Origin of the sequence: Streptomyces albofaciens JCM 4342, from assembly GCF_008634025.1 — a bacterium.
Classification (GTDB): domain Bacteria; phylum Actinomycetota; class Actinomycetes; order Streptomycetales; family Streptomycetaceae; genus Streptomyces; species Streptomyces albofaciens.
This window is the reverse complement of record NZ_PDCM01000001.1, coordinates 3,049,728-3,062,596: the sequence shown is the minus strand read 5'-3', so window position 1 is coordinate 3,062,596 and position 12,869 is coordinate 3,049,728. Positions and strand designations below refer to the sequence as shown.

Here is a 12,869-nt window from a genome sequence, read left to right as displayed (position 1 = left end):
ACCGCTATTTTCCCGCGGGCCGGTTGGCCCACAGTCGCGGGTCGTCCACATTGGCCCGGGTGACGAGCGGGGCCGGCAGCTGGTCCTCCAGGCCGTTCGGGATCTTCACGATCTTCGAGCCGTGGTCGGTGGGGCCGGGCGCGAACGTCCGGCCCGCGAGCGCCGCGCGGGCGTAGTACAGCGCGTACTTCGCGTACAGGTCGGCCGGCTGGGACAGTGTGGCGTCGATCGTCCCCGCGCGGATGGCGGCGAGTTCCTCGGGGATGCCGTCGTTGGAGACGACCGTGATGTGCCCTGCGGTGCCGGCCGGCTTGAGCAGGCCACGCTGTTCGAGGAGCGCCAGGACGGGCCGGTGGAAGGCGCCGCCCGCCTGCATGTAGACGCCGTCGGTGTCCGGGTACCGGCCCAGCAGGCTCTGGAGTTTGGCTGAGGCGACCTCGCCCTTCCAGTCGGTGGGCAGCTCGTGCACGGTGATTCCCGGGTACTTCCGCCGCATGCAGGCGGCGAACGCCTCGGAGCGGTCCCGTCCGTTGACGGAGCTGAGATCCCCCTGGAGTTCGGCCACCCGCCCCCGGCCGCCCAGTTTCCGGCCCAGGTAGTCGCAGGACTTCTCCCCGAACGCGCGGTTGTCGGCCCGTACGACCATCGTGACCGGGCCGGCGTCGGGCCGGGTGTCCACGCTGATCACGGGGATCTTCCGGGCCGCGAGCCGGTGCAGCTCGGCGGTGATCGCGCCGGTGTCCTGCGGGGCGATCACGACCGCCCCGGCGCCCTGGGCGGTGAGCGCCTGCACGTTGGAGACGACCTTGGCCACGTCGTTCTGCGAGTTGGACAGCGGCAGCGCCCTGGTCCGGGTCGCGGCCAGCTCCTGCTCCATGTGGTCCTGGTAGGAGCTCCAGAAGTCGGTGTCGGCCCGCGGCAGGTCGATGCCGATCTTCCCGCGGGCGTCGCCGCCCCGGTTGCAGGCGGCGAGCGCGGCGGCGAGCAGCAGGGCGCCCACCGCCGCGCCGGTCGTACGCAGTCCCATGGTCCCGTCCCGTCGTAGGTCGAGGTGTACGGCTGTGCTGCGCCGCCCGTCCCGTACGGTCCGCGGTCGTCCGGCCGCGGCTCAGGTGGCGGGGCGCAGCCGCAGCCCCTGCATGCCGCCGTCGACCGCGAGCGCGGTGCCGGTGATGCCGGAGGCGGCCGGGGACGCCAGGTGGGCGATGGCGGCGGCGACCTCGTCGGCGGTGACCATCCGGCCCGTCGGCTGCCGGGCGTCGAGCGCGGCCCGCTCGGCCACCGGGTCCGGCGCCCGGTCCAGCAGCCGCCCCACCCACGGGGTGTCGACCGTCCCGGGGTTGACGCAGTTGACGCGGATGCCCTCGCGGACGTGGTCGGCGGCCATGGCGAGGGTGAGGGAGAGCACGGCGCCCTTGCTGGCGCTGTAGAGGGCGCGCCGCGGCAGTCCGGCGGTGGCGGCGATGGAGCAGGTGTGGGTGATCGAGGCGCGGCCGGGCCGCTCGGCGGCGCTGCGCCGCAGGTGCGGCAGGGCGGCCCGCGCGGTGCGCATGAGCCCCAGGACGTTGACGTCCAGGACGTGCCGCCACTCCGCGTCGGCGTTGTCCTCGACCGTACCGACGGCGCCGATGCCCGCGTTCCCCACGAGGGCGTCCAGCCCGCCGAGCGCGTCCACGGCGGCGGCGACCGCCGCCCGTACGGCGTCGTCATCGGTCACGTCGGCCGTCACCGGCACGGTGCCGGGCGGGGCTCCGGCCGGGTCGCGGTCCAGTACGGCGACCCGGGCGCCGCGGCGCAGCAGCAGGGCGGCGGTGGCGGCGCCGATGCCGGAGGCGCCGCCGGTGACGACCGCCGCCATGCCCGCGAAATCGCGTCCTTCGGGGGCGGTGCTCATGCCGTGCCCTCCTGACCGCCTGTCAGGTCCGGGCCCGCGTCCGGGTCCTGGTCCGGTTCCGGGTCCGGGTCCGGGTCCGACTCCTGATCGCCGTCCGGCCCGGCCCGCCACACCGGCCCGTCCGGGAAGCGGTACGCGGCGACCGACAGGGGCTTCATGCGGGCGGAGAAGCCGGGGGCGGTGGGCGCCCGGTAGCGGCCGCCGGTGACGACGGCCGGGTCGGTGAAGTGCTCGTGGAGGTGGTCGACGTACTCGATCACCCGGTCCCGCCGGGTGCCGGACACCGCCACGTAGTCGAACATCGCCAGGTGCTGCACCAGCTCGCACAGCCCGACGCCGCCCGCGTGCGGGCACACCGGCACGCCGTGCTTGGCGGCCAGCAGCAGGATCGCCACGTTCTCGTTCACACCCGCCACCCGCGCCGCGTCGATCTGCACGAAGTCCACCGCGCCCGCCTGGAGCAGCTGCTTGAACACCACGCGGTTGGCGGCGTGTTCGCCGGTGGCGACCTTGACCGGCTGCCCGGAGCGCACGGCGGCGTGCCCGAGGACGTCGTCGGGGCTGGTCGGCTCCTCGATCCAGTACGGATCGTACGGCGCGAGCGCGGTCAGCCGGCGGACCGCGTCCGCCACGTCCCAGCGCTGGTTGGCGTCGACCGCGATCCGCACCCCGGGCCCGACGGCCTCCCGCGCCAGCCGCAGCCGCCGCAGATCGTCGTCCGGGTCCGCGCCCACCTTGAGCTTGATCTGCCGGAAGCCGTCGGCCACCGCCTTCCGGGCCAGCCGGACGAGGGTGGCGTCGTCGTGGCCGAGCCAGCCGGGCGAGGTGGTGTAGGCCGGGTAGCCCTCGGCCTTCAGGCGGGCGGCGCGCCGGGCGCGGCCCGGTTCCGCGGCGCGCAGGATCGCCAGCGCGTCGTCCGGGGTCAGTGCGTCGGTCAGGTAGCGGAAGTCGACGAGGGAGACCAGGTCCTCGGGGGACATGGCGGACAGGAACGCCCAGACGGGCAGGCCGGCGCGGGTGGCGGCCAGGTCCCAGGCGGCGTTGACCAGTGCCCCGGCCGCCATGTGCGCCACGCCTTTCTCGGGGCCGAGCCAGCGCAGTTGCGAGTCGTGCGTCAGATCGCGGTGCAGGGCGGCCAGATCGGCGGCGGTGGCGGGGGCCGGGCGGCCGGTCACGAACGGGGCGAGGGTGCGGACCGCGGCGGCGACCACGTCGTTGCCGCGGCCGATGGTGAAGCACAGGCCGTGGCCCCGGCCGCCGGCGGCGGTGCTCAGCACGACGTAGGCGGCGGAGTAGTCCGGGTCCGGGTGCATCGCGTCCGAGCCGGTGAGTTCCCGGGAGGTGGGGAAGCGGACGTCGTGGACCTCCACGCCCGTGACGGTGTCGGTGACGGCCATGCGTACGCCTCCAGGGACGGCGCGGATGAACATCGGACCTTTTCCCGGACCCCCGATGTATAGCGCCGCCGCGTGGCAGCGTCCAGGGGGCGTGCGGAGGGCGCGGAGCGGCGTCGGAATCCGGACGCCGGACGGTGTCGGACCGGGCACGGGCCCGGTCCGGGGGCCGGGGCGGACGCAATCCGAACACGTCGGATGTGTGCACACTCGTTCGTGCACAGGGGCTGCGTGGGGGTACCACGGACGCCGTAGGCTGGGGGCGCACGCAAAGGAACTGCTGCCGGTGGCCGCCCCGAGGAGGTGGCGCCGGTCGGAAGGAGGCGCTGGGTGATCGAGCTCGAGGGGGTTCCCGAGCTGATCGACCCGGTCATGGTGGCCGCGTTCGAGGGCTGGAACGACGCCGGCGACGCCGCCTCCGCCGCGGTCGCGCATCTGGACCGGGAATGGAAGGGCGAGGTGTTCGCCGCGCTGGACGCGGAGGACTACTACGACTTCCAGGTCAACCGCCCGACCGTCTGGCTGGACGGCGGCGTACGCAAGATCACATGGCCCACGACCCGGCTCTCCGTCGTCCGGATCGCCGACGCGAACGGCAAGGGCAAGCCGCGCGACCTGGTGCTGGTGCGGGGCATCGAGCCGAGCATGCGCTGGCGCTCGTTCTGCAACGAGATCCTGGGGTTCGCGCACGAGTTGGGCGTGGAGATGCTGGTGGTGCTGGGCGCGTTGCTCGGCGACACCCCGCACACCCGGCCGGTGCCGGTCAGCGGCGTCACCTCCGACCCGGACCTGGCGAGCCGGCTGGACCTGGAGGAGACCCGGTACGAGGGCCCGACCGGCATCGTCGGCATCCTCCAGGAGGCGTGCACCCACGCGGGCGTCCCGGCCGTCAGCCTGTGGGCGGCGGTGCCGCACTACGTCTCCCAGCCGCCGAACCCGAAGGCCACCCTGGCGCTCCTGAACCGCCTGGAGGACCTGCTCGACCTGCGCATCCCGCTGGGCGAGCTGAGCGAGGACGCGCGGGCGTGGCAGCTGGGCGTGGACCAGCTGGCGGCCGAGGACAGTGAGGTCGCCGAGTACGTCCAGTCGCTGGAGGAGGCGCGGGACACCGCCGACCTGCCGGAGGCGTCCGGTGAGGCCATCGCCCGCGAGTTCGAGCGCTATCTGCGCCGCCGGGACCCGCAGGCCGGTCCCGGCCTGGCCACCGACGGCGGCGTCGCCGACAGCCGCGACGGCTCGTACCTGCGCGACACGGCCAGCGGCCGTACCCGCCCGCCGAAGCCCGCTCCGAAGGAGCCGAAGGAGCCCAAGGAACCGAAGGATTCCAAGGACCCCGGCCGCGAGCCGGGCGGCCCGGCGGACCCCAAGGGTCCGGAGGCCAGGGGCCAGGAGGCCAAGGGCCCGGGTTCCGCAGGCGGCCCGGACTCCCGCAAGCCGGACGCCGGGGAGCCGGAGGACAGCCCCAAGGACGGCCCGGCGGACGGCTCGGAGGGCTGACCCCGCCGGGGCCCCATCAGGGACGGCCGGCCGGGAACCTCCGGGTCGTCCCCTAAGGCGGGCCGGGGGCGGGCTCCTCCTCACCGGCGATCCCCGGCGGGCGCGCGTCCGGAAAGCTGCTCTTCGTCTTCGTACGAACGAGCCCCGGCTCGCCGACCTCTGGAGTGCCCTTGCGTACCCGCGCCGTCACCGCCGCCCTGATCGCCGCCCTCGTCACCGGAGTCACCGCGGGTTCCGCGGTCGCCGCTTCTCTGCCGGCCGGGGCGTCCGCGGCGGCTCCCCGGCAGCAGGACGGCCCGGACACCGTGGCGCTCCGGAAGGCGCTCGGCGGGCTGCCGGACCGGGACACGACCGCCGCGCTGGTACGGGTGGGCGGGCACGGCAGCTGGCACGGGAGCGCCGGGGTGCGCGACCTGTCGACGGGGCGCGGGCCCCTGGAGAACGCGCGGTTCCGCGCGGGCTCGACCACCAAGGTGGTCACCGCGGCCCTCGTGCTCCGGCTCGCCGCCGACAAGAAGATCGACCTGGACGGCACCGTCCAGCACTACTTGCCCGGCCTGCTGCCGAAGACCTTCGACCGGCCCATCACCGTACGGCACTTGCTCACCTTCACCAGCGGTCTGCAACCGGGCGCGTCCCTCGGGCCGGAGAACGCCGAGGGGTACGCGAACCGCTTCCGCACCCTCACCCCGCAGGCCGTCGTGGCGGAGTCCGTCGCCAAGGGGCCCTATCGCGGCGACGACGAGGGGCCGGGCAAGAAGCAGCGCTACAGCAACATCGACTACACCGTGCTCGGCATGCTGATCGAGAAGGTCACCGGTGACACGTACGAGAACCAGGCGCGCCTGCGGATCTTCCAGCCGGCCGGCATGACGCACACCTCGTTCCCCCGCGGGGCCGATCCGCGGATCCACGGCCCGCACCACCGGGGTTACCAGCGGCTGGTGACCGGCGAGGTGGTCGACGCGACCGAGTGGAACATGTCCGACCGGTGGGCGGCGGGGAACATGATCTCCACCACCGCTGATCTGGAGAAGTTCCTCGTCGCGCTGTTCCGGGGCGAACTGGTGCCCCAGCCGCTGCTGGAGAAGGAGATGTTCACGGTGCCGGCCGTCAAGGGCGCCAAGCTGAGCGCGGGGCTCCAGCGCTACGACGCCGGCGACGGACGGGTCGTCTGGGGCAAGAGCGGCGGCCGGCCCGGCTACAGCACGTTCATCGCGGCCACCCGGGACCTGTCGCGGACGCTGGTGTACTCCGTCAACGCGGTGGACGCCAAGGGCGAGACGATGAACCCGGTCGCCGCCCGTCTCGTGCAGGCCGCCTTCGCGCCGGGCAGTCGCTGAGATCCGTATCGACAGGAACGGCCGGTCCGGCTCCCGGAGCGGCCGGCCGGCTCCTGAACGGGGAAACCGGGGGAAGGGGACGCGGCGGTGACCGACGGTTTCGGTGTGGCGGCGGTGCCGGCCGCGGCTGCCACGACGCTGATCGCCCTGCTGCTCGCCTGGTCGGCGAGCCGGTTCCGGCGCCGGTGCCGGCGGCTCGCCCGGGCGGGCTGGGAGCGGGCCGGACAGCTGCGACGCGAACAGCGGCGGCTCGTCGAGCGGGCCCGGCTGGCCGAGCGGGCCCGGATCGCCCGGGACATGCACGACGTGCTCGGCCACGATCTGAGCCTGATCGCGCTGCGCGCCGGAACGTTGAAGCTCGCGCCCGGGCTCGCGGAGCACCACCGGCGCGCCGCCGCCGACATCGGGAGCGGGGTGGCGGCGGCGGTGGAGCATCTCGGGCAGGTGATCGGGGTCCTGCGGGCGGAGACCGACGGCGCTCCGGCCCGGCCGCCGGGGTCCGGCCTCGCGCGGCTGACGGCCGGGGCGGCCGCGGCCGGGCTCGCGGTCGAGCTGCACGTCGACGGCGTGGCGGACGGCCTGGCCGAGGCCGTCGAACAGACTGCCCACCGCGTGGTCCAGGAGGCGCTGACCAACGTCGCCAAGCACGCGCCCGGCGCGCGGGCGACCGTCCATGTGACGCACCGGCCCACGGAGACGGAGGTCGTGGTGCGCAACGGCCCGCCGACCCGCCCGGCGGCCGGCCGCCCGCCCGGGAGCCGGCGCGGTCTCATCGGCCTGGACGAACGGGTGCGGTCGGCCGGCGGATCCTTCCGGTCCGGCCCGTACGGCGCGGGTTTCACGGTCGCCGCACGGATTCCGCACCAGGTCCCCGAGCCCACCCCCGCCACCTCGGGCAGCGGGCCGCTGCCGCGACCGCCGTACCTCGTGAGCGCCCGGTGATCCGGGTGCTGGTCGCCGACGACGACGCGATGATCCGCGCGGGCGTGTGCGCCGTCCTGACCACGGCGCCGGACATCGAGGTCGTCGCCGAGGCCGCCGACGGGCACGGGGCGGTGGCACTGACGCGGCGCCACCGCCCCGCGGTGGCCGTGCTCGACATTTGTATGCCGGGCACCGACGGTATCGAGGCGGCGGGCGAGATCCGCGCCACCGTGCCGGGCGCCGGCGTCGTGATGCTGACGACGTTCGGCGAGGACGACTACATCCTCCAGGCGCTCGGCCGGGGCGCGGCCGGGTTCCTGATCAAGTCGGGCGATCCCGGGGAGCTGATCGCGGGGGTCCGCGCGGTGGCCGAGGGCGCCGCGTACCTGCCGCCCAGGATCGCGGCCCGGGTCGTCGCCCATCTCGCGGCGACCGGCACGGGCGCCCTGGCCGCCCGGCGCGCCGCCGCCCGCGACCGGGTCCGCTCCCTGACCGCCCGGGAGCGGGACGTCCTGGCCTTCCTCGGCGGCGGCCTGTCCAACGGGCAGATCGCCCGCCGGTTGCAGGTGGTGGAAGGCACGGTCAAGGCCCACGTCAGCTCCATCCTGGCGCGCCTGGGCGTGGAGAACCGGGCCGCCGCCGCGGTGGTGGCTCACGAGGCGGGCATCGTTCCTCCTGCGGGGCCGGAACCGCTGTGATCGCCTAGCGGCAGCGACAGCGCGGTGTACGGGGTGGTGGGCGTCGGCGGCGTCCCCCGGCGGGTGTTGGGGACGCACAGCTGCGTACGCGACCGGTCCACCGCCGGTTTGCCCGGCGCGTCGAGATCCGGGTCGGTGAGGCGGCCGACGGTCGTGCTGCCGGTGGCCGGGTCGAGGCGCAGCACGTCCACCGCGTTGAGTTCCGGCCGGACGACATGGAGGCGGCCGCCCAGGGTGCACAGTCCGTCGCCGCCGCACAGCGACGGGCCGTGGTGCGGGACGCGTACGGCGTCGCCGGTCTTCGGATCGACCCGGTAGAGCGCTCCGGCCGCGGAGTTGAGGACGATCAGGCCGCCGTCGTCCGCGTAGGTGATCCCGGTGGCCGTGGGGCCGTCGCCCTGAACCCACTCCCCCGTCAGCGGCAGGGTGACGATGCCGCCTGGCGGGGGCGGGAGGGAGCCGGACGGGCCGTACGGCAGCAGGTGGACGCAGGGCCGGGCGGCGTCGCTGACATAGTGCCCGGCGCCGACCCCGATCAGATCGCTCGCGTACGCCGCCGCGCCGCCGAGCGGGTAGACGCCGCGTACCGCGCCCGTACCGCCCTCGATCACCCGCAGTTCGCCGCTCGCGCCGCCCGCGACGAACAGCGAGGTCTGCCAGTTGACCTGGAGGGCGACCGCCGGGCCGCCGGTGCCGCGATGGACGAGGGCGCCGTCCCCCGTGGCCGGATCGACCCGGTGGACCGAACCGTCGTGGAGCGAGCCGAAGTAGAGCAGGCCGAACCGGCCGTCGGCGGCGCAGCCGGGCCGGAAGCCGTCGGGCAGCCGGAAGACCGTACGGCCGGGCGTGGCGGCCGTACGGGCGGAGGCGGGCGCGGCGGGGCCGAGCGCCGCGCCCGCGCCCAGGGCGGCGCCGGTGGCGAGCAGCTTCCGGCGGGTCAGGGCGCGCGGCGCGGCCGCGGGTCCGCGTGTACGGCCGGTCATACGCGCTCCACCGCGACCGCGGTGTACGTCGTGGTCGGCAGCGGCGGGTCGACGTTCAGACGGGCGTTGGGCAGGTAGACGCGGTCGCCGTGGACGGCGGCGGTGGTCGGGACGTCGAAGCGCGGGTCGGTGATCCGGGCGACGGCCCGGCCGCGCGTGCCGCTGCCGTTCAGGCGCAGCACGTCCACGGCGTTCTGGTACTGCTGCACGACATACAAGTGACGCCCCACGAGCAGCAGTCCGTCGCCGTTCACGAGCGGCGGGCCGGTGTGCGGCACCTTGCGGGCGTCCCCGGTGCGGGGATCGACGCGGAAGAGCGCTCCGGCGACGACGTTGACGACGAGCAGCGCCGTACCGTCCGGGGTGCGTTCGATGCCGTTCGCCGCGAAGGAGCCCTGCACCCACTCCCCGGTCAGCGGCAGGGTACGGATCCCGTCGGGGCCGGGCAGCTCACCGTGCCGGCCGAAGGGCAGCACGAACAGCCGGGGCCGGTAGGAGTCGGTGAAGTAGGCGGCGTCCGGGGTGAGGACGACATCGTTGACGAGCGTCGGCAGGCCGCCGCCGACCTCGTACGTGGCCAGGACGGCGCCGCCGCGCGCGTCCACGACCCGCAGCACGCCCAGGCCGCCCGCGATGAACAGCCGTCCCCGGGCGTCGAGCTTGAGGCCGACGGACTGCCGGTCCCCGAGGCTGCCGGTGATCAGCCGCCCCCGGCCGGTGGCCAGGTCGGCGCGGTAGACCGAGCCGTCGCCTATGGAGCCGAAGTACGCGTACGGGCCGCGGCCGATGGCGATGCCCTCCGGCCGGAACCCGTCGGGCAGGGAGAGGGTGGTGGGCCAGTCACCGGCCGCGTGCGCGGGCGGGGCGAGGGGGCCGAGCGGTGCCAGGGCGGCTCCGGCGCCCAGGGCCGTGCCGGTGGCGAGGAGTCTTCGGCGGGACAGGGGGCGGTGCATGGCGCACGTCCTTCCTGCGAGGGTCCTGTGGCGCCCAGCCCAGCACACTCCGCTGCCCGCCACCCGCCACAACGGCCCGTCTTCACAAGCGAATCGGGGCGCTCCCTCGCGAGAGGGAACGCCCCGGGGGATGGGCGGGAAGTCCGCCGTACGGTTACAGCGCGACGCCGAGCAGCGCGTCCACCGCGCGCGAGACCAGGCCGGGCGCGCCCTCGTCGCTGCCGCCGTCCGCCTGCTGCGCGGCGGCCCAGCGGTCGACCGCGGCGAGCGCGGCCGGCGAGTCCAGGTCGTCGGCGAGCGCCGTACGGATCTCTTCCAGCAGCGCCTCGGCGGGCGGGCCGTCCGGGCGGGAGACCGCGGCGCGCCAGCGCGCCAGCCGCTCCACGGCCTGTTCCAGGACCGCGTCGGTCCACTCCCAGTCGGCCCGGTAGTGGTGCGCGAGCAGGGCCAGGCGGATCGCCGCCGGGTCCGTGCCGTCGCGGCGCACCTTGGAGACGAAGACGAGGTTGCCCTTGGACTTGGACATCTTCTCGCCGTTCAGGGCGACCATGCCGGCGTGCACATACGCCTTGGCGAAGGGGTGCTCGCCGGTCAGCGCCTGGGCGTGCGAGGCGCCCATCTCGTGGTGCGGGAAGGCGAGGTCGGAGCCGCCGCCCTGCACGTCGAAGCCCATGCCGAGGTGCTGCAGGGCGATGGCGACACACTCGATGTGCCAGCCCGGCCGGCCGCGGCCGAGCGAGCCGCCGTCCCAGCTGGGCTCACCCTCGCGGGCGGCCATCCACAGCATCGGGTCGAGCGGGTTCTTCTTGCCGGGGCGCTCCGGGTCGCCGCCGCGCTCGGCGGACAGCACCCGCATCGCCTCGGCGTCGAGCCGGGAGACCTCGCCGAAGTGCCGGTCGGCCTCGACGGAGAAGTAGACGTCGCCTTCGAGCTCGTAGGCGGCGCCGTTGTCGCGCAGCCGCTCGACCATCGGGACGATCCACGGTATGGCCTCGACGGCGCCGACGTACTCGCGCGGCGGGAGCATCCGCAGGGCCGTCATGTCCTCGCGGAACAGCGCGGTCTCCCGCTCGGCGAGCGCGGTCCAGTCGTCGCCGGTGGCCAGGGCCCGCTCCAGGAGGGGGTCGTCGACGTCGGTGACGTTCTGCACGTAGTGCACCTGGCGCTTCGTGTCGAGCCACACGCGCTGGACCAGGTCGAACGCGTTGTAGGTCGCCGCGTGCCCCATGTGGGTGGCGTCGTACGGCGTGATGCCGCAGACATAGATACGGGCGACGGGACCGGGGGCGAGGGTCACCCGTCCGCCGGTCGCGGTGTCGTGGATCCTCAGGTCGCGGCCCTGGCCGGGCAGGGCGGGGACCTCAGAAGCGGGCCATGCATGCATGCCTTGAGCGTAACCGGACGCACGTTCCGCATACGAACCGGACCACGGATCTTGGCCGAATGCGGACTCTTGTGCGGGACGGCGATGTGTGCAGCAGCGCCCGGCGGACAGACGCGCCCCTCCTCGGCCCTCCGCCGCCTCTCAGACCGGCGGCCAGGGAATCGGCGGCCAGTCACCGCCGGGCCGCGGGTGCACCCCGGTGCGCAGCAGGCCCGCGACGCGTGCGCGCAGCGCCGCCAGCTCGGCGCCGGTGATCAGCGCGGCCAGCCGGGTGGCGAGCGGGGCGCCCTCGGCCAGCGCCGTGGCGAGCCGCTCCAGCACCGTACGGGCCTCCTCGGTCAGCGGCTCGCCCGCCCAGCCCCACAGCAGCGTGCGCAGCTTGTCGTCGGCGTTGAAGGTCACGCCGTGGTCGATGGCGTAGAGCCGGCCGTCGGCGGCGGGCAGCAGGTGGCCGCCCTTGCGGTCGCCGTTGTTGATCACGGCGTCCAGGACGGCGAGGCGCCGCAGCCGCTCGTCGTCGGCGTGTACCAGAAGCGCGGTGCGCCCTTCGCCGACCTCGGCGAAACCCACCGGTTTCCAGCCGGGTCCCGGTTCGTCCTCCTCGACCAGCGCCAGCAGCTCCGCGCCCTCCGGCGCCGCCTCGATCCACTCCTGGACCATGCCCTGGCCGTACGGGCCGTCGCGCAGCACCGTGGTGGGGATCAGGTCCCAGCCGGTGGCCCGGGACAGCTCGTAGGCGGCGACCTCGCGCTGGGCGAGGGTGCCGTCGGGGAAGTCCCACAGCGGGCGCTCACCGGCGACGGGCTTGTAGACGCAGGTGCCGGTGGCGCCCTCGTAGGTGATCGTGCAGTACAGGACGGCGTTGGACGCCTCCCGGACCTGTCCGCGTACGGTCAGTTCGCCGCGGGCCAGCGCGTCGGCGGACAGCCGTTCGGGACGCCCGGCGGCGGCCCGGCCGGCTATGCCGCCGTTGGCACCGCCCTGTGGACCGCCGTCCGTCCCGCCGTCCCGGCTCTCACCCGTCCGGCGGTCCGCCACCCGGTCGGCCGGCCCGGCGCCGCCGGCCGCCACCGTCTCCTCCCCCGGCATCACGCGTCCCGCCGGTATCCGTTCTGGCGCGGGCACACATGTCCTTCCGGGTCGAGCGGCAGGCTGCACAGCGGGCACGGCGGACGGCCCGCGTTGACGACCTCCAGGGCCCGCTTGGCGAACGAGCGGGCCATCGCGCCGGTGAGGCGGACGCGCAGCATCGGCGGGCCGTTCTCATCGTCCTGGAGCAGCCGCTCCTCGGCCTCGGCGAGATCCTCGTCCGTGTCGGCGTCCAGCTCGACCAGCGCCTGGGCCTCGATGATCATGCGTTGTTCGTCGCCGTCCCAGGCCAGCGCCATGGTGCCGACCCGGAACTCCTCTTCCACCGGCGCCTCCAGCGGCGCGGTGTCGGCCTGCTCGGCGGGGGCGACCGCGGGGACGGGGGCGTTGCCGCCGCTGCGGCGCACCACCTCGTCCAGCAGCTCGTCGATGCGCTCGGCGAGCGCGGCGACCTGGGTCTTCTCCAGGGCCACACTGGTGGTGCGGCCGGCGGCCGACGCCTGGAGGAAGAAGCTACGGCGGCCAGGCAGCCCGACCGTACCGGCCACGAAGCGGTCCGGCGCGTCGTAGAAGAACACCTGACGGGACAACGTCCTGCTCCGTTTGCTCGACTGCGGGGTAGTGGTCGCTGCGGTTCCTGTGGGTGGTGCGTGCGGGTGCGGTGCGCGGAAGGTGTGGCCGGCAGCGTCGTCGCACCACCCTACTGCGCC

12 protein-coding genes are annotated in these 12,869 nt (G+C 74.9%); 4 read left to right on the top strand and 8 right to left on the bottom strand.

All coding sequences use genetic code 11. From position 1 onward, the window contains the following. Positions 1-4: 4 nt before the first annotated feature. The 3 genes from CP973_RS13770 to CP973_RS13760 form a co-directional block, all read right to left on the bottom strand. On the bottom strand, positions 5-1,027 hold the full coding sequence (locus CP973_RS13770; RefSeq protein WP_150240585.1) for a sugar ABC transporter substrate-binding protein: 1,023 nt from the start codon (positions 1,025-1,027) through the stop codon (positions 5-7). Between the two features lie 81 nt (positions 1,028-1,108). Then, the gene (locus tag CP973_RS13765) at positions 1,109-1,894 is read right to left on the bottom strand and encodes an SDR family NAD(P)-dependent oxidoreductase (protein WP_150240584.1); all 786 of its coding nucleotides are present in this window, start codon (positions 1,892-1,894) and stop codon (positions 1,109-1,111) included. Further along, on the bottom strand, positions 1,891-3,291 hold the full coding sequence (locus CP973_RS13760; RefSeq protein WP_150240583.1) for an enolase C-terminal domain-like protein: 1,401 nt from the start codon (positions 3,289-3,291) through the stop codon (positions 1,891-1,893). The genes CP973_RS13765 and CP973_RS13760 overlap by 4 nt, the downstream gene beginning before the upstream one ends. 327 nt (positions 3,292-3,618) lie before the next feature. Between CP973_RS13760 and CP973_RS13755 the strand changes: the two genes are divergently transcribed. The 4 genes from CP973_RS13755 to CP973_RS13740 all read left to right on the top strand — a co-directional run bounded on the left by CP973_RS13755 (position 3,619) and on the right by CP973_RS13740 (position 7,750). Continuing rightward, positions 3,619-4,785, top strand: a complete 1,167-nt coding sequence (locus tag CP973_RS13755; protein WP_150240582.1) for a PAC2 family protein — start codon at positions 3,619-3,621, stop codon at positions 4,783-4,785. 164 nt (positions 4,786-4,949) lie between these two features. Then, on the top strand, positions 4,950-6,128 hold the full coding sequence (locus tag CP973_RS13750) for a serine hydrolase domain-containing protein (RefSeq protein WP_150240580.1): 1,179 nt from the start codon (positions 4,950-4,952) through the stop codon (positions 6,126-6,128). Between the two features lie 87 nt (positions 6,129-6,215). After that, positions 6,216-7,070 (top strand): sensor histidine kinase, encoded by an 855-nt coding sequence (locus tag CP973_RS13745; RefSeq protein ID WP_150240578.1) that lies wholly within the window; start codon positions 6,216-6,218, stop codon positions 7,068-7,070. Further along, positions 7,067-7,750, top strand: coding sequence for a response regulator transcription factor (locus CP973_RS13740; protein ID WP_150240576.1), 684 nt, complete (start codon positions 7,067-7,069; stop codon positions 7,748-7,750). Before CP973_RS13745 ends, CP973_RS13740 begins: the two co-directional genes overlap by 4 nt. Here the strand turns inward: CP973_RS13740 and CP973_RS39980 are convergent. The 5 genes from CP973_RS39980 to CP973_RS13715 all read right to left on the bottom strand — a co-directional run bounded on the left by CP973_RS39980 (position 7,705) and on the right by CP973_RS13715 (position 12,749). Next, positions 7,705-8,733, bottom strand: coding sequence for an NHL repeat-containing protein (locus CP973_RS39980; RefSeq protein ID WP_167538329.1), 1,029 nt, complete (start codon positions 8,731-8,733; stop codon positions 7,705-7,707). The genes CP973_RS13740 and CP973_RS39980 overlap by 46 nt on opposite strands. Beyond that, a complete protein-coding gene (locus CP973_RS13730) occupies positions 8,730-9,686 on the bottom strand; it encodes an SMP-30/gluconolactonase/LRE family protein (protein ID WP_150240574.1) in 957 nt (318 codons plus the stop codon). The genes CP973_RS39980 and CP973_RS13730 overlap by 4 nt, the downstream gene beginning before the upstream one ends. A gap of 154 nt (positions 9,687-9,840) precedes the next feature. Beyond that, positions 9,841-11,070 carry a cysteine--1-D-myo-inosityl 2-amino-2-deoxy-alpha-D-glucopyranoside ligase gene (gene mshC, locus CP973_RS13725; protein ID WP_150240572.1) on the bottom strand — a complete coding sequence of 410 codons (1,230 nt, stop codon included), beginning with the start codon at positions 11,068-11,070 and terminating at the stop codon, positions 9,841-9,843. Between the two features lie 141 nt (positions 11,071-11,211). After that, the gene (locus CP973_RS13720) at positions 11,212-12,159 is read right to left on the bottom strand and encodes an SCO1664 family protein (RefSeq protein WP_244409473.1); all 948 of its coding nucleotides are present in this window, start codon (positions 12,157-12,159) and stop codon (positions 11,212-11,214) included. Next, positions 12,159-12,749 (bottom strand): DUF3090 domain-containing protein, encoded by a 591-nt coding sequence (locus CP973_RS13715; protein WP_150240570.1) that lies wholly within the window; start codon positions 12,747-12,749, stop codon positions 12,159-12,161. The genes CP973_RS13720 and CP973_RS13715 overlap by 1 nt, the downstream gene beginning before the upstream one ends. Positions 12,750-12,869 lie beyond the last annotated feature (120 nt).